This window comes from Klebsiella sp. GN_Kp190, from assembly GCF_040061795.1.
GTDB lineage: Bacteria > Pseudomonadota > Gammaproteobacteria > Enterobacterales > Enterobacteriaceae > Klebsiella > Klebsiella michiganensis.
Genome location: NZ_JBEAFN010000010.1, coordinates 21,111 through 37,911, shown reverse-complemented (window position 1 = coordinate 37,911; position 16,801 = coordinate 21,111). Strand labels below are relative to the sequence as shown.

General features: G+C 58.6%; 11 protein-coding genes. 8 read left to right on the top strand and 3 right to left on the bottom strand.

What is annotated here, in order from left to right; translation table 11 throughout:
* Window positions 1–5 precede the first annotated feature (5 nt).
* The 5 genes from araA to rluA all read left to right on the top strand — a co-directional run bounded on the left by araA (window position 6) and on the right by rluA (window position 8,558).
* Window positions 6–1,508, top strand: a complete 1,503-nt coding sequence (gene araA, locus ABLU67_RS07425; protein WP_004098541.1) for an L-arabinose isomerase — start codon at window positions 6–8, stop codon at window positions 1,506–1,508.
* A 73-nt stretch (window positions 1,509–1,581) separates the two neighbouring features.
* Complete coding sequence (araD, locus tag ABLU67_RS07420) at window positions 1,582–2,277, top strand: L-ribulose-5-phosphate 4-epimerase (RefSeq protein ID WP_014227900.1); 696 nt, start codon at window positions 1,582–1,584, stop codon at window positions 2,275–2,277.
* A gap of 157 nt (window positions 2,278–2,434) precedes the next feature.
* On the top strand, window positions 2,435–4,792 hold the full coding sequence (gene polB, locus ABLU67_RS07415; protein WP_032747938.1) for a DNA polymerase II: 2,358 nt from the start codon (window positions 2,435–2,437) through the stop codon (window positions 4,790–4,792).
* 187 nt (window positions 4,793–4,979) lie between these two features.
* Window positions 4,980–7,886: an RNA polymerase-associated protein RapA gene (rapA, locus tag ABLU67_RS07410; RefSeq protein WP_348852232.1), complete on the top strand. Its 2,907-nt coding sequence runs from the start codon at window positions 4,980–4,982 to the stop codon at window positions 7,884–7,886.
* A 12-nt stretch (window positions 7,887–7,898) separates the two neighbouring features.
* Complete coding sequence (rluA, locus tag ABLU67_RS07405) at window positions 7,899–8,558, top strand: bifunctional tRNA pseudouridine(32) synthase/23S rRNA pseudouridine(746) synthase RluA (protein ID WP_004098537.1); 660 nt, start codon at window positions 7,899–7,901, stop codon at window positions 8,556–8,558.
* 81 nt (window positions 8,559–8,639) lie between these two features.
* On the opposite strand, the gene citX is transcribed toward rluA, so the two are convergent.
* Together citX and ABLU67_RS07395 are read right to left on the bottom strand one after the other, a co-directional pair.
* The gene (gene citX, locus ABLU67_RS07400) at window positions 8,640–9,179 is read right to left on the bottom strand and encodes a citrate lyase holo-[acyl-carrier protein] synthase (RefSeq protein ID WP_134899082.1); all 540 of its coding nucleotides are present in this window, start codon (window positions 9,177–9,179) and stop codon (window positions 8,640–8,642) included.
* Window positions 9,180–9,347: 168 nt separating this feature from the next.
* Entirely contained in the window at window positions 9,348–10,703 is a 1,356-nt protein-coding gene (locus ABLU67_RS07395) for a 2-hydroxycarboxylate transporter family protein (protein ID WP_047724510.1), read from the bottom strand.
* Between the two features lie 322 nt (window positions 10,704–11,025).
* Between ABLU67_RS07395 and ABLU67_RS07390 the strand changes: the two genes are divergently transcribed.
* Window positions 11,026–12,651, top strand: coding sequence for a sensor histidine kinase (locus ABLU67_RS07390; RefSeq protein ID WP_049084488.1), 1,626 nt, complete (start codon window positions 11,026–11,028; stop codon window positions 12,649–12,651).
* Window positions 12,641–13,339, top strand: coding sequence for a response regulator (locus ABLU67_RS07385; protein ID WP_025106473.1), 699 nt, complete (start codon window positions 12,641–12,643; stop codon window positions 13,337–13,339). The genes ABLU67_RS07390 and ABLU67_RS07385 overlap by 11 nt, the downstream gene beginning before the upstream one ends.
* Window positions 13,340–13,369: 30 nt before the next feature.
* Here the strand turns inward: ABLU67_RS07385 and djlA are convergent, their stop codons facing one another.
* Window positions 13,370–14,197, bottom strand: a complete 828-nt coding sequence (gene djlA / locus ABLU67_RS07380; protein ID WP_014227894.1) for a co-chaperone DjlA — start codon at window positions 14,195–14,197, stop codon at window positions 13,370–13,372.
* A gap of 244 nt (window positions 14,198–14,441) precedes the next feature.
* Here djlA and lptD point away from each other — a divergent pair, with 244 nt between their 5' ends.
* Window positions 14,442–16,784, top strand: a complete 2,343-nt coding sequence (lptD, locus tag ABLU67_RS07375) for an LPS assembly protein LptD (protein WP_047724516.1) — start codon at window positions 14,442–14,444, stop codon at window positions 16,782–16,784.
* The last annotated feature ends 17 nt before the right edge of the window (window positions 16,785–16,801 follow it).

Below are 16,801 nucleotides of genomic sequence, written 5' to 3'. Positions count from 1 at the left end.
TGAAAATGACGATTTTTAATAACTATGAAGTGTGGTTCGTTATCGGTAGCCAGCATCTGTACGGCCCTGAAGCGCTACGTCAGGTGACAAAGCACGCAGAACATGTGGTGAACAGCCTGAATGCGGAAGCCAAACTGCCGTGCAAACTGGTGCTTAAGCCGCTGGGTACCACGCCGGATGAGATCACCCATATCTGCCGCGACGCAAACTACGATGATAAGTGCGCCGGGATGGTGGTGTGGCTGCATACCTTCTCGCCGGCGAAAATGTGGATCAATGGCCTCACGATCCTGAATAAACCGCTGATGCAGTTCCATACCCAGTTCAACGCGGCCCTGCCGTGGGACAGCATCGATATGGACTTTATGAACCTGAACCAGACCGCCCACGGCGGCCGCGAATTTGGCTTCATCGGCGCCCGCATGCGTCAGCAGCACAGCGTGGTGACCGGCCACTGGCAGGATAAAGAAGCCCATCAGCGCATCGGCGCGTGGATGCGCCAGGCGGTCTCTAAACAGGATACCCGCCACCTGAAAGTGTGCCGTTTCGGCGATAACATGCGCGAAGTGGCGGTCACCGACGGGGATAAAGTCGCCGCGCAGATTAAGTTTGGCTTCTCGGTTAACACCTGGGCGGTGGGCGATCTGGTGCAGGTCGTCAATGCGGTCACCGACGGTGAAATCAGCGCCCTGGTGGATGAGTACGAAAGCAGCTATCGCCTGACCCCCGCGGTGCAAATCCACGGCGATAAGCGGCAGAACCTTCTCGATGCCGCGCGCATTGAGCTGGGGATGAAGCGCTTCCTGGAACAGGGCGGCTTCCACGCGTTCACCACCACCTTTGAAGATTTACACGGCCTGAAACAGCTTCCGGGTCTCGCCGTGCAGCGTCTGATGCAGCAGGGCTACGGCTTTGCGGGCGAAGGCGACTGGAAAACCGCCGCTCTGCTTCGCATCATGAAGGTGATGGCAACTGGTCTGCAGGGCGGCACCTCCTTTATGGAGGATTACACCTACCACTTCGAGAAAGGCAACGATCTGGCGCTGGGCTCGCATATGCTGGAAGTCTGCCCGACCATCGCCACCCCTGAAAAACCGATTCTCGACGTGCAGCCGCTGGGCATCGGCGGGAAAGCCGATCCGGCGCGCATCATCTTTAACACCCAGACCGGCCCGGCGATCGTCGCCAGCCTTATCGATCTCGGCGATCGCTATCGTCTGCTGGTGAACACCATTGAAACGGTGAAAACGCCGCACGAACTGCCGAAGCTGCCGGTGGCCAACGCCTTGTGGAAAGCGCATCCGGATCTGCGCACCGCGTCCGAAGCCTGGATCATCGCTGGCGGCGCGCACCACACCGTCTTCAGCCATGCGCTCACCCTCGACGATATGCGCCAGTTTGCTGAGCTGCAGGATATCGAGCTGACCGTGATTGATAACGAAACCCGTCTGCCCTCCTTCAAGGACGCGCTGCGCTGGAACGAAGTGTATTACGGTTCAAAACGCTAAGGGGCCGTCCCCTCACCCTCTCCCTGAGGGTGCGGGTGAGGGGAACTGACTCGCCAGCAATTCGGAGCACAGTATGTTAGAAGATCTTAAACGCCAGGTTCTCGAAGCCAACCTGGCCCTGCCAAAGCACAATCTGGTTACCCTCACCTGGGGCAACGTCAGCGCCGTCGACCGTGAACGGGGCGTGCTGGTGATTAAACCCTCCGGCGTCGACTACAGCGTCATGACCGCCGAGGATATGGTGGTGGTCAGCCTGGAGACCGGCGACGTGGTGGAAGGCAAGAAGAAGCCCTCGTCGGATACGCCAACCCACCGTCTGCTGTATCAGGCATTCCCGACGCTGGGCGGCATTGTTCATACCCATTCGCGTCACGCCACCATCTGGGCGCAGGCCGGACAGTCGATTCCCGCTACCGGCACCACCCACGCCGACTATTTCTACGGCGCGGTCCCCTGTACCCGTTTGATGACCGACGATGAGATCAACGGCGAGTACGAATGGCAAACCGGCGAAGTGATCGTTGAAACCTTCCGTGAGAAAGGCATCGATCCGGCGCAAATGCCCGGCGTGCTGGTGCACTCGCACGGCCCGTTTGCCTGGGGGAAAAACGCCGAAGACGCGGTGCATAACGCTATCGTGCTGGAAGAGATCGCCTATATGGGTATCTTCTGCCGCCAGCTGGCGCCGCAGCTGCCGGAGATGCAGCAAACGCTGCTGGATAAACACTATCTGCGCAAGCACGGCGCGAAAGCCTATTACGGGCAGTAACGCCGCAGCATTCCCGGCTCGCGCTGCGCTTAGCCGGGCTACAGGCTGGTAGCCCGGCTAAGTCCGGGAAACAGCGCGCCACACCTGTATAAAACCCCAGCATCATTCGGTGAACCAGGCTATAATCAGGCCTGGTTTTTACTGATGAGAGCACGGCGTGACGCAGCCACGAGCAGGTTTTTTACTCACCCGTCACTGGCGGGATACCCCGCAGGGCACCGAACTGACATTCTGGCTGGCGACCGATGACGGCCCGCTTGAGGTCACCCTGCCGCCGCAGGAATCCGTCGCGTTCATTCCCGAATCGCAGCGCCCGCAGGCTGAACGCCTGCTGCAGGGCGAAAACGGCCATCGCCTTGCTGCGCTCACTCTGCAAGATTTTCATCGCCAGCGGGTCTTTGGCCTCTACTGCCGCGCTCACCGCCAGCTGATGAGGCTGGAAAAAAAGCTGCGCGAAAACGGCGTCACGGTATATGAAGGCGACGTTCGCCCGCCGGAGCGCTATCTGATGGAGCGCTTTATCACCGCCCCGGTGTGGGTTGAAGGCGAGGCGCGCGGCCAGCGGCTGGTCAACGCGCGGATGAAGCCCAATCCCCACTACCGGCCGCCCCTGAAGTGGGTGTCGCTGGACATCGAAACCAGCCGCCACGGCGAGCTCTACTGCATCGGCCTTGAAGGCTGCGGCCAGCGGGTCGTCTATATGTTAGGGCCGGAACCGGCCACCCCGCCTGCCGTCGATTTCGAACTGGAGTACGTCGCCAGCCGCCCGCTGCTGCTGGAAAAGCTTAACGCCTGGTTTGCCGCCCACGACCCGGACGTGCTGATCGGCTGGAACGTGGTGCAGTTTGATTTACGCGTCCTGCAAAAGCACGCCGAGCGCTATCGCATCCCGCTGCTGCTCGGCCGCGGCAACAGCGAACTGGAGTGGCGCGAACACGGTTTTAAGAATGGCGTCTTCTTTGCTCAGGCCAACGGCCGCCTGATTATCGATGGCATCGAGGCGCTGAAATCCGCGTTCTGGAACTTCTCCTCTTTTGCGCTGGAGTCGGTCGCCCGCGAGCTGCTCGGCGAGGGCAAAGCCATTGATAATCCCTGGGATCGGATGGATGAAATCGATCGCCGCTTTCACCAGGATAAACCGGCGCTGGCCACCTATAACCTGCAGGACTGCGAGCTGGTCACGCGCATCTTCCACAAAACCGAGATCATGCCGTTTTTGCTGGAGCGCGCGACGGTCAACGGCCTGCCTGCGGATCGCCACGGCGGTTCGGTCGCCGCCTTCAGCCATCTCTATTTCCCGCGCATGCACCGGCTCGGCTACGTCGCGCCGAACCTCGGTGAAGTGCCGCCGCAGGCCAGCCCCGGCGGCTACGTGATGGACTCCCGCCCCGGCCTCTACGACTCGGTGCTGGTGCTGGACTACAAAAGCCTGTACCCGTCGATTATCCGCACCTTTCTGATCGACCCGGTAGGGCTGGTGGAAGGTCTGGCGCAGCCCGATGACGCTCACAGCACCGAAGGCTTTCTCGGCGCGCGCTTCTCGCGAGAAAAACACTGCCTGCCGGGGATCGTCGGGCAAATCTGGCACGGGCGCGACGAGGCCAAGCAGCATAAAAACAAACCGCTGTCGCAGGCGCTGAAAATCATTATGAACGCCTTCTACGGCGTGCTCGGTACCAGCGCCTGCCGCTTTTTCGATCCGCGTCTGGCCTCATCCATCACCATGCGCGGCCACGCGATTATGCGCCAGACCAAAGCGCTGATTGAATCCCAGGGCTATGACGTTATCTACGGCGATACCGACTCCACCTTCGTGTGGCTCAAACGGTCCCACAGCGAAGAGGAAGCCAGCAGCATCGGCCGCTCGCTGGTGGCCTTTGTCAACGAATGGTGGGCGGCGGAGCTGAGCAAAGAGGGGCTTGTCAGCACCCTCGAGCTGGAGTTCGAAACCCACTTCTGCCGCTTTCTCATGCCCACCATTCGCGGCGCGGATACCGGCAGTAAAAAGCGCTACGCCGGGATGATTCAGGAAGGCAGCGAGCAGCGCATGGTGTTTAAAGGGCTGGAGACGGTACGCACCGACTGGACACCGCTGGCCCAGCAGTTTCAGCAGGAGCTTTATCTGCGCATTTTCCGCCATCAGCCCTATCGCGATTACGTGCGCGAAACCATTGATAAGCTGATGAACGGCGAGCTTGACGATCGGCTGGTCTACCGCAAGCGCCTGCGCCGTCCGCTGGCGGAGTATCAGCGCAACGTGCCGCCGCACGTGCGCGCGGCCAGGCTCGCTGATGAGCAAAACGTCAGGCTGGGCAGGCCGCAGCAGTATCAGCAGCGCGGCAGCATTAAATACGTCTGGACCACCGGCGGGCCGGAGCCGGTGGATTATCAGCAATCACCGCTGGATTATGAACACTATCTTTCTAAGCAATTAGAGCCTGTCGCCGAAGGAATACTTCCCTTTGTCGACGACGATTTTGCTACAATAGTGACGGGGCAGCTGGGGCTATTTTGATTTTTTCTCACTCATTCCGCTGGCGCAAAAGCCGCAAAATGAAGGGTGAGGAGGACGTGACGAACGTTCCGCCATCCAGTAATATAGCGCCCTTTCCATTCCTGGACCCAATTTTGACGTATCTCCGATTCTCCATGGAGATGCTCAACTATTGCCTGCAATCAAAGAACTAAAGAGCCGAACATATATGCCTTTTACACTTGGTCAACGCTGGATTAGCGACACAGAGAGCGAACTGGGATTAGGGACGGTCGTTGCGCTGGACGCGCGCATGGTGACCCTGCTTTTCCCCGCCATCGGCGAAAACCGTCTGTACGCACGCAACGACTCCCCAATCACCCGCGTGATGTTTAACCCGGGCGATACCATCACCAGCCACGAAGGCTGGCAACTCCAGGTTGACGAAGTTAATGAAGAGAACGGTCTGCTGGCCTACACCGGCACCCGCCTCGATACCCAGGAAGCCAACGTTACCCTGCGTGAAGTGCTCCTCGACAGCAAGCTGGTCTTCAGCAAACCGCAGGACCGTCTGTTCGCCGGACAGATCGACCGTATGGATCGTTTCGCCCTGCGCTATCGCGCGCGTAAATTCCAGAGCGAACAGTACCGCATGCCGTGGAGCGGCCTGCGCGGCCAGCGCACCAGCCTGATCCCGCATCAGCTGAATATCGCCCACGACGTTGGCCGCCGCCACGCGCCGCGCGTCCTGCTGGCGGACGAAGTAGGTTTAGGTAAAACCATTGAAGCCGGGATGATCCTGCATCAGCAGCTGCTCTCCGGCGCCGCGGAACGCGTCCTGATCGTCGTCCCGGAAACCCTGCAGCACCAGTGGCTGGTGGAAATGCTGCGCCGCTTTAACCTGCGCTTCTCGCTGTTTGACGATGAGCGTTATGCCGAAGCGCAGCACGACGCGATTAATCCGTTCGAAACCGAACAGCTGGTGATCTGTTCGCTGGATTTCGTGCGCCGCAGCAAGCAGCGCCTGGAACACCTGTGCGAAGCCGAATGGGATCTGATGGTCGTTGATGAAGCGCACCACCTGGTCTGGAGCGAAGACGCCCCGAGCCGGGAATATCAGGCGATTGAACAGCTGGCCGAATGCGTGCCGGGCATTCTGCTGCTCACCGCGACGCCGGAGCAGCTGGGAATGGAGAGCCACTTCGCCCGCCTGCGCCTGCTCGACCCCAACCGTTTCCACGACTTCGCCCAGTTTGTTGAAGAGCAGCAGAACTACCGTCCGGTTGCCGACGCGGTCGCCCTGCTGCTGGCCGGTAATAAGCTGAGCGACGCCGATCTGAACGCGCTGAGCGATCTGATCGGCGAACAGGATATTGAACCATTATTGCAGGCCGCCAACAGCGATCGCGATGATGCTCAGGCCGCTCGTCAGGAGCTGGTGTCGATGCTGATGGACCGCCACGGCACCAGCCGCGTGCTGTTCCGCAACACCCGTAACGGCGTCAAAGGTTTCCCGAAACGCGAGCTGCATACGATTCGTCTGCCGCTGCCGACCCAGTACCAGACGGCCATTAAGGTTTCCGGTATTATGGGCGCCCGCAAAACCGCCGAAGAGCGCGCCCGCGACATGCTCTATCCGGAGCAGATTTATCAGGAATTTGAAGGCGATACCGGCACCTGGTGGAACTTCGATCCGCGCGTTGAATGGCTGATGGGCCATCTCACCAGCCACCGCTCGCAGAAAGTGCTGGTCATCTGCGCCAAAGCGGCCACCGCGCTGCAGCTGGAGCAGGTCCTGCGCGAGCGCGAAGGCATTCGCGCCGCGGTGTTCCACGAAGGGATGTCGATTATCGAACGCGACCGCGCCGCCGCCTGGTTCGCCGAGGAAGATACCGGCGCTCAGGTGCTGCTGTGTTCTGAGATCGGCTCCGAAGGCCGTAACTTCCAGTTCGCCAGCAATCTGGTGATGTTCGACCTGCCGTTCAACCCGGATCTGCTGGAGCAGCGTATCGGCCGTCTTGACCGTATCGGCCAGGCTCACGATATTCAGATCCACGTTCCCTATCTGGAAAGAACCGCCCAGTCGGTGCTGGTGCGCTGGTATCACGAAGGCCTGGACGCGTTCGAGCACACCTGCCCGACCGGCCGTACCGTCTACGACAGCGTGCATAACGAACTGATCAACTATCTTGCTACGCCGGAAAATACCGACGGCTTCGACGACCTGATCAAAGCCTGCCGCCAGCAGCATGAAGCGCTGAAAGAGCAGCTGGAACAGGGCCGCGACCGTCTGCTGGAGATCCACTCCAACGGCGGAGAAAAAGCCCAGCAGCTTGCGGAAAGCATTGAAGAACAGGATGACGACACCAGCCTGATCGCCTTCTCCATGAACCTGTTTGATATCGTCGGCATCAACCAGGACGATCGCGGTGAGAATCTGATTGTCCTGACCCCCTCCGACCATATGCTGGTCCCGGATTTCCCGGGCCTGCCGGAAGATGGCTGCACCATTACCTTTGAGCGTGACGTCGCCCTGTCCCGCGAAGACGCGCAGTTCATTACCTGGGAGCATCCGCTGATTATCAACGGTCTGGATCTGATCCTCTCCGGCGATACCGGCAGCAGCACCATTTCGCTGCTGAAGAATAAAGCGCTGCCGGTAGGTACTCTGCTGCTGGAGCTGATTTACGTCGTTGAAGCGCAGGCGCCGAAGCATCTGCAGCTCAACCGCTTCCTGCCGCCGACGCCGGTGCGCATGCTGCTCGACAAAAACGGCAACAACCTCGCCGGTCAGGTGGAGTTCGAAAGCTTCAACCGTCAGCTGAGCGCGGTTAACCGCCACACCGGCAGCAAGCTGGTCAACGCCGTCCAGCAGGACGTCCACGCGATTTTACAGCAGGGCGAAGGCCAGGTAGCCAAAGCGGCCCAGGCGCTGATCGACGCCGCGCGTAAAGAAGCCGACGATAAGCTGACGGCCGAGCTGTCACGTCTTGAAGCGCTGCGCGCCGTGAACCCGAACATCCGCGATGATGAACTGGCGGCTATCGAGAGCAACCGTCAGCAGGTTATGGACGCGCTGGCGCAGGCGGGCTGGCGCCTGGATGCGCTGCGCTTAATCGTGGTCACCCACCAGTAACGGAACGCGAATATGGCGATGGAAAACTACAATCCGCCGCAGGATCCCTGGCTGGTTATCCTCTACCAGGATGAGCACATTATGGTGGTCAACAAGCCAAGCGGCCTGTTGTCCGTGCCGGGCCGGCTTGCCGAGCACAAAGACAGCGTGATGGCGCGCGTTCAGCGCGACTTCCCGCAGGCCGAGTCGGTGCACCGGCTGGATATGGCGACCAGCGGCGTGATTGTGGTGGCCCTGACCAAAGCGGCAGAGCGCGAGCTGAAGCGGCAGTTCCGCGAACGGGAGCCGAAAAAGCAGTACGTCGCCCGCGTCTGGGGGCATCCGGAGAAAACCGAGGGTCTGGTGGATTTACCGCTGATTTGCGACTGGCCGAACCGGCCAAAGCAGAAGGTGTGTTACGAAACCGGCAAAGCGGCGCAAACCGAGTATGAAGTGCTGGAGTTGGCGGCGGACAACACCGCCCGCGTGCGCCTGAAGCCGATTACCGGGCGTTCGCATCAGCTGCGCGTGCATATGCTGGCGCTGGGCCATCCGATTCTTGGCGACCGCTTTTATGCGTCGCCGGAAGCGCTGGCCATGGCGCCTCGTCTGCTGCTGCACGCCGAAACGCTGACCATCACCCACCCCGCTTTCGGTAATACGATGACGTTTCGCGCGCCGATCGACTTCTGACCGTACCTCTCTGTCCCGGGTCGTGCCGCCAGCGGCTCACCCGGGCTACTCCTCGCTCATCAATGCCGCGGAAAACGGGCGTCAGTCGCGGGCAAACCACGCATCAATCATCTGCTCAACGCGGGCCACAACCTGCCCGGTGTCATGGCGGTGGCTGCGCGCGCAGGCGTGCGCGGGCTCGTCGCACAGCAGGCAGCGGCGCTGGTTCTCCCCCATTGACTGACGGCCAACCAGGCCATTTTTCGGGCAAATGACGTCAATATCCCACAGGCGGCCCAGCGGATGGGTATGCTCAAGATCGGTACAGAAGGCTTTGATTTCACTGGCGGCGTGATCGACGCACCACAGCGCTTCCGGCCCGGTCGGCAGCCACAGCACCTGGCGATCCAGCGTCTGCCAGCGGTGTTTCCACAGCATCTGATCGCAGGCCTGCAGCGCCACCCCCATCATATTACGGTAGCGAATGCTGTCTTTCACCGCGCCCGGCGTCACCAGGGTCAGCGAAATCACCGGCCGCTGATAATGGGCTAACCAGTCGGCCTGGCGCGCGGCGCGCTGCTCTTTCGCCGCCAGCAGCGCTTCCATGCTTACGCCCTCACGGGCGAGAGTATCCACTGACATTTGTTTCTCTCCTCACTTAATAAAAGGCAGCGGACAGGCTGCCGTCGCAGTCGCGAATAATGGCGCTGATTGTATCGCTAAACGATCCCTGTTTTGGAGACGGGGCGCAGATATTTTCTGCGCCATTTAGCACGAAAAAGCAGACTTAGCGGTTATAAAAAAGTTAAATCAGGCCAGAAAGTGACTGAGGAACAGCAGACCCAGCGAAACATTAATCGCGCCGCCGATCCGGGTTGCGATCTGCGCGAACGGCATCAGGTTCATGCGGTTGCCGGAGGTCAGAATCGCCACGTCGCCGGTACCGCCCTGACCGCTCTGGCAGCAGGAGACAATCGCCACGTCAATCGGGTACATGCCAATCTTTTTGCCGACCAGGAAACCGGTCGCCACCAGCGCCGTTACGGTGCTGATAATCACCAGCAAATTGGTCACGGTAAAGGCGTTGACCAGCTCCTGCCACGGGGTGATCGCCACGCCGACGGCAAACAGAATCGGATAGGTGACCGCCGTACGGAAGAACTTATACACCATCTGCGACCCCTCCTGCAGGCGCGGAGAGACGCCGTTCACCAGCTTCAGCAGCACCGCGAGGAACAGCATGCCCACCGGCGCGGGCAGGCCGATGGTCTTCTGCCCCAGCATACCCAGCATATAGAGCAGCACCGCCAGCAGCGCGCCGGAGGCCAGCGTTGTCACGTCCATTTTGCCCTCGGTGGGCGTTTCGCGATGCGTCTCGTTGCGGCGGTTCGGCATCAGCTGCCCCTCCCCGGTCAAATGCGGGAAACGCTTGCCCAGCTGGTTCAAACAGCCGGAGATAACGATCGCCGTCAGGCTGCCCAGCATCACCATCGGCAGCACGCGCCCAAGCGCCACGCCCTGATCCATATGCATCAGCGCGGCGTAGCCAATCGACAGCGGGATCGCCCCCTCGCCTACGCCACCGGCCATGATCGGCAGGACGATAAAGAAAAACACCTGAAACGGCTCCAGCCCCAGCGCGGTACCGACGCCGACGCCGACCAACATGCCGACGATTTCGCCGCACAGCATCGGGAAGAAAATCCGCAGAAAGCCCTGAATCAGCGTGGTGCGGTTCATGCTCATAATGCTGCCGACGATAATGCAGCAGATATAAAGATAAAGAATGTTGGTCGACTTATAGAATTTAGTGGTCGATTCCACCACCACCTCCGGCAGCAGGCCGTAATGCACCAGCGCAGAAGGGATAAAGGTCGCGCAGATGGCCGCCGCGCCGAGCTTGCCGAGTACCGGCAGCCGTTTACCGAATTCGCCGCAGGCAAAGCCGAAAAAGGCCAGCGTCGCTACCATCACGACGATATCGCTCGGCAGCTTGCCGCCCAGGCAGTCCAGCGCGATCAGGCCGCCGGCCAGCAAAAAGAGCGGCAGCGGGATAATACCGACTTTCCAGTTATCGAGGATATGCCACCAGCGCTGCTTAAGCGCGGGTTTCGGCGTATTAATAGGGTCGATGGTTGCAGAGAATGCATTGTCTGTGGTGCTCATAATTAAGCCCTCTGGTTATTATTACTTTTCAGGTTAGAGGGCCACGCGCGGAGTTAATGTGAGGATCGGCAGATTAAAAAAGAAGTTTTAATGGTCACTATGGTTTTTATGGTTTCTATTATTATTGTGAAACCGCTCTGATTTATTGCCGTGGTTTTTAAGGTTTTTAAATCCAGCGCCTGATTAACCTTGATAAATTCCCCGCCAGCGGATAATTCTGGTTCCCGGACGCTCTTGTGACGTTCACCGGTTTCCCTCAGCCACGATGCCGGCAGCGAAAAAATGATACGCTGCCGCATCCCTGATACTGTGCATTATACTTATGAAGGTTTCATTTCAGTTTAAGCTGTTCATTTCGCTGGTCGCTTTTTTCTCAGTGCTGTTTGCGCTGCTGGGCGTGTATTACTATTTCGACGCCAGCCATCAGCTTTATCAGGAAATGAGCGCCCGCGCGAAAATACAGGCAGAAGAAATCGCGCTGATGCCGGATTTACGTCAGCAGGTGGCGCGTGAAGACGCGCTGGCGATAAAGCCCTTTATGAAAAATATCGCCGCCCACAGCGACGCCAGTTTTATCGTCATTGGCGATAAGCGGGGCGTGCATCTGTTTCACTCTGTCCATCCGGAGTGGGTCGGCACGCGGCTGGTTGGCGGCGATAACCAGCCGGTACTTGAGGGGAAAAGCACGACCACCATCCGCAAAGGGGGACTCGGTATTTCCCTGCGCAGCAAAGCGCCCATTTTCGATGACGCGGGTCGGGTCGTTGGCATTGTCTCCGTCGGCTACCTCACCAGCTATCTCGACAGCATCACGCTGGCAAAAGTCATCAATATCTTCATCGCCGCGGTGCTGCTGCTTATCGCGCTGTTTATCTTCTCCTGGTACTTCACCCGCAGCATTAAAAAACAAATTTTCTCGCTGGAGCCGCGCGAAATCGGCCTGCTGGTACGTCAGCAAAAAGCGATGATGGAGTCGATATACGAAGGGGTGATTGTGATTGACCATCACCGGCGTATTGAAGTGATAAACCACGCCGCCCGCAGCCTGCTCGGACTGAGCCAGCCCGCGCACCAGCTGCGCGGTAAGTCTATCGATAGCGTCATTACGCCGCAGCCGTTTTTCGCCGGCGGAGAGATGTTCGAAAGCGATACCCACGACGAGCTGTGCCGTTTTAATCAGCTGACGGTACTCGCCAGCCGGGTGCGAATCATGCTGGAGAATGCGCTACAGGGCTGGGTGATCACCTTCCGCGACCGCGATGAAATCAACTCCCTGAGCGCCCAGCTCAGCCAGGTAAAACGCTACGTTGATAATCTGCGCATCATGCGCCATGAACAGCTCAACCGGATGACGACCCTCTCCGGCCTGCTGCATATGGGCCACTATGACGAGGCGATTCGCTATATTCAGGCGCAGTCGGAGCATGCCCAGGAGCTGCTGGACTTTATTTCATCGCACTTTAATTCGCCGACGCTGTGCGGCCTGCTGCTGGGTAAAGCCGCCCGCGCGCGGGAAAAAGGGGTTGAGCTGAGCTTTGACCCGGCCTGCCGCATCGACCGCCCGCTGCCGTCGTTGATGGAGTCCGAGCTTATCTCTATCATCGGTAATCTGCTGGATAACGCCATTGAAGCCACCCAGCGCGCCGAACTGCCGCACGAACCGGTCGAGATCCTGATTCAGCTCAACGCCCGGGAATTAATGATTGAAGTCGCCGATCGCGGCGTCGGTATTCGTCCGGAGATCCGCGAGCATATATTTGAGCGCGGCGTCACCACCAAAACCCGCGGCGATCACGGTATTGGACTGTATCTTATTGAGCGCTATGTCACCCAAGCTGGCGGCACGATTGAAGTGGCCGACAACGCGCCGCGCGGGGCGATTTTCACGCTGTTTATTCCCGCCAGCGGGCCAGCCCATCCGCAAGAAGAGACGCACTATGCATCATGACCTGGTCGATGTCCTGATCGTTGAAGATGAAAGCGAACTGGCGCGGCTGCACGCCGAGCTTATCCAGAAACACCCGCGCATGCGGCTGACCGGCACGGCGGCCTCTCTCGCCCAGGCGCGGCAGATACTCAACGCCAGACCGCCGCAGCTGGTGCTGCTGGATAACTACCTGCCGGACGGCAAAGGGGTCACCCTGATGAACGACCCTATTATGGCCCATGCTAACTGCTCGGTGATCTTTATCACCGCCGCCAGCGATATGGAAACCTGTAGCCAGGCAATCCGCAACGGCGCCTTCGACTACATTCTTAAGCCGGTATCATGGAAGCGCCTGAGCCAGTCCCTTGAACGGTTCGTGCAGTTCTACGATCAGCAGCGCGAATGGAAGATCGTCGACCAGCAGAACGTGGATTCGCTGTATCAGCTGCAGGCTAAAAACTACCGAGCCGATAGCGGCAGTAAAGGCATTGAAGAAAAAACGCTGGCGCTGGTGCAGAGCCTGTTTACCGGCGAAGAAGAGCGCTGCTTTTCCGTTGATGACGTGGTGAGCGAGGCTGGCTTGAGCAAAACCACGGCCCGTCGCTATCTGGAGCACTGCGTGGAAATCGGCTTTCTGGAGGTGGAAATGCTGTACGGCAAGATTGGCCATCCGCGGCGTATGTACCGCCGCGCCGCCGGCGCATCGTGACGCCTCTCCCGCCCGGGAGAGGCCGGTTGTTTAGAAGCCGCGCTGCTCTTTAATCAGCTCCCAGGCTTTCTGAATCTCCTGCGCTTTCTGCTTAGCCATCTCCATCATTTCCGGCGGTAGCCCTTTCGCCACCAGCTTATCCGGATGGTGCTCGCTCATCAGCTTACGATAGGCGCGCTTGACGGTGGCGGCATCGTCGGTCGGTTTGACGCCCAGCACATTGCAGGCATCTTCAAGGGTTGGCCCGCGCTGCGCCTGCTGCCAGCCGGCGTTGCCGCCGCGCTGGCCGTAAGATTGCTGCTGCGAACCGCCGCCAAACTGCGCCCCGCCCTGCATCATGCGCAGGAACTGTTCGAACTGAGCGCGGGAGATGCCCAGCTCGTCGGCAATCACAAACAGCACGTCACGTTCGTTGGGATGCAGTTCGCCGTCGGCGAAAGCCGCCTGCAGCTGAATTTCCAGAAACATCCGAATTAAATCAAAACGCCCAAAGCAGACGCTGCGCAGCTGGCGCATTTTCTCCCGCAGCGGGTAATCATCTGATTTCCCTACGCGAAACGCGTGCTGGGCCGCGGTACGCGCTTCGCCGTGCAGGTTCATGCGATCCATCAGCAAATTGGCGACCTGAATATCGGCTTCGGTGACGCGCCCTTTCGATTTGGTCAGATGCCCCATCACTTCAAACGTCGTCGAGAAAAACAGCGACTGGCGCTCCTGCTGATTGGCAAAGACGTTCAGCCGGCGGCTGCGCGCGCGGTCAAACATATGTCCGATTAAGAAGCCCAGCACCACGCCCCAAAAGCCGCCGCCCATCATCAACGCAACCGCAACGCCAATTATTTTACCCAAATACTGCATAGACTCCCCAATCTCTCTGCCGCCAGTTAAGCTATATCTGACCGCACGTTACAAAGCGTTTACGCCTCGGTCAATTGTGGGACATAGCCTATAATTTGCTTTATCATACTCGTCATTCTACACGGTGCCTAACGCTCGGGCTCGAAACGGGCAGGATTAACACTAGCGCGATTTAGACGAGTACGTTAGGCTCTGACCGTTTGCAAGCCGCTGCCACACGATGACGGAACAACAAATACAACGTATGAAAAAACGTATTCCCAGCCTCCTGGCCACCATGATTGCCAGCGCCTTGTATAGCCAACAGGGCCTCGCTGCCGATCTCGCCACGCAGTGTATGCTTGGCGTACCAAGCTACAATCGTCCTTTGGTTGAAGGGAAACCCAACGACCTGCCGGTGACGATCGATGCCGATCATGCGAAAGGCAACTATCCTGATAACGCCGTATTTACCGGCAACGTTGATATCAATCAGGGGAACAGCCGACTGCAGGCCGATGAAGTGCAGCTTCACCAGCAGCAGGCCGCGGGCCAGCCGCAGCCGGTGCGCACGGTCGACGCCCTCGGCAACGTTCACTATGATGACAATCAGGTGATCCTCAAAGGGCCGAAAGCCTGGTCGAATCTGAACACCAAAGATACCAACGTCTGGCAGGGCGATTACCAAATGGTTGGCCGTCAGGGGCGCGGTACCGCTGACCTGATGAAACAGCGCGGTGAAAACCGCTATACCATCTTAGAAAACGGCAGCTTCACCTCCTGTTTGCCGGGCTCTGACACCTGGAGCGTGGTCGGCAGTGAAGTCATCCACGACCGCGAAGAACAGGTCGCTGAGATCTGGAACGCCCGCTTCAAGCTCGGTTCCGTACCGATTTTTTATAGTCCCTACCTGCAGCTGCCGGTGGGCGACAAGCGTCGTTCGGGCTTCCTGATCCCCAACGCCAAATACAGCACCAAAAACGGCGTCGAGTTCTATCTTCCTTACTACTGGAACATCGCCCCGAACTTCGACGCCACGCTGACGCCGCACTATATGAGCAAGCGCGGCGGCGTCATGTGGGAGAACGAATTCCGCTATCTGACCAAAGCAGGAACCGGCTTAATCGAGTTCGACTACCTGCCTTCGGATAAAATTTACCAGGACGATCACTCCGGCGACAGCAATAGCCGCCGCTGGCTGTTCTACTGGAACCATTCTGGCGTCGTAGACCAGGTGTGGCGCTTCAACGCCGACTACACCAAAGTCAGCGACCCGGACTACTTTAACGACTTCAGCTCTAAATACGGTTCCAGTACCGATGGCTACGCGACGCAGAAGCTCAGCGCCGGCTACGCGAATCAGAACTTTGACGCCACCGTATCGACCAAGCAGTTCCAGGTCTTTAACCGCGACTCAAGCAACGCCTATTCCGCCGAGCCGCAGCTGGACGTGAACTACTACCAGAACGATGTCGGCCCGTTTGATACCCATCTTTATGGCCAGGCGGTGCATTTTGTTAACTCGAACAGCAGAATGCCGGAAGCAACGCGCGTTCACTTCGAGCCAACCATCAATCTGCCGCTGTCTAACGGCTGGGGAAGCATCAATACTGAGGCAAAACTGCTGGCAACCCATTACCAGCAAAGCAACCTTGATGACTACAACGCGGCCAACGGTACCGATTACAAAGACTCCGTTAACCGCGTCATGCCGCAGTTTAAAGTCGATGGTAAAATGGTTTTCGAGCGCGATATGCAGGAGAACTATACCCAGACGCTTGAGCCGCGGATGCAGTATCTGTATATCCCCTATCGTGACCAGAGCAAGATCGGCAGCTACGACTCAACCCTGCTGCAGTCGGACTACAGCGGCCTGTTCCGCGACCGTACCTATAGCGGCCTCGACCGTATCGCTTCCGCCAACCAGGTCTCCACCGGCGTCACATCTCGCGTTTATGATGCCGCCGCCGTTGAACGTTTTAATATTTCCGTTGGTCAAATCTACTATTTCACCGAGGCACGTACCGGTGACGACAACATCAACTGGGAGAACAACGACACGCGAGGTTCACTGGTATGGGCTGGCGATACCTACTGGCGCATCACCGATGACTGGGGTTTACGCGGGGGAATTCAGTACGATACGCGTCTGGATAACGTCGCAACCGGCAGCGGAACCGTGGAATATCGTCGCGACGAAAACCGTTTAGTACAACTTAACTATCGTTATGCGAGCCCGGAATACATTCAGGCGACCCTGCCGTCTTATTCCACCGCTAAGCAGTACAAAGATGGTATCTCGCAGGTGGGGATGACCGCCAGCTGGCCAATCGTCGATCGTTGGGCAGTCGTCGGCGCTTATTACTACGACACGAATACCAGAAAGTCAGCGAACCAGATGTTAGGGGTTCAGTATAGCTCCTGCTGCTACGCTATCCGCGTCGGCTATGAACGTAAGATCAACGGCTGGGATAACAGCAGCAGCGAAAGCAAATACGACAACACCTTCGGCTTTAACATTGAGCTGCGCGGCCTGAGCTCCAACTACGGTCTCGGCACCCAGCAGATGCTGCGTTCGAACATTTTACCGTACCAGAGCTCCCTGTGATGTGGCTGGTTTACACG

Coding starts and splice junctions, on each gene's coding strand:
- araA (WP_004098541.1), top strand. CDS start 6: ATGACGATTTTTAATAACTATGAAGTGTGGTTCGTTATCGGTAGCCAG.
- araD (WP_014227900.1), top strand. CDS start 1,582: ATGTTAGAAGATCTTAAACGCCAGGTTCTCGAAGCCAACCTGGCCCTG.
- rapA (WP_348852232.1), top strand. CDS start 4,980: ATGCCTTTTACACTTGGTCAACGCTGGATTAGCGACACAGAGAGCGAA.
- rluA (WP_004098537.1), top strand. CDS start 7,899: ATGGCGATGGAAAACTACAATCCGCCGCAGGATCCCTGGCTGGTTATC.
- citX (WP_134899082.1), bottom strand. CDS start 9,179: ATGTCAGTGGATACTCTCGCCCGTGAGGGCGTAAGCATGGAAGCGCTG.
- ABLU67_RS07395 (WP_047724510.1), bottom strand. CDS start 10,703: ATGAGCACCACAGACAATGCATTCTCTGCAACCATCGACCCTATTAAT.
- ABLU67_RS07390 (WP_049084488.1), top strand. CDS start 11,026: ATGAAGGTTTCATTTCAGTTTAAGCTGTTCATTTCGCTGGTCGCTTTT.
- ABLU67_RS07385 (WP_025106473.1), top strand. CDS start 12,641: ATGCATCATGACCTGGTCGATGTCCTGATCGTTGAAGATGAAAGCGAA.
- djlA (WP_014227894.1), bottom strand. CDS start 14,197: ATGCAGTATTTGGGTAAAATAATTGGCGTTGCGGTTGCGTTGATGATG.
- lptD (WP_047724516.1), top strand. CDS start 14,442: ATGAAAAAACGTATTCCCAGCCTCCTGGCCACCATGATTGCCAGCGCC.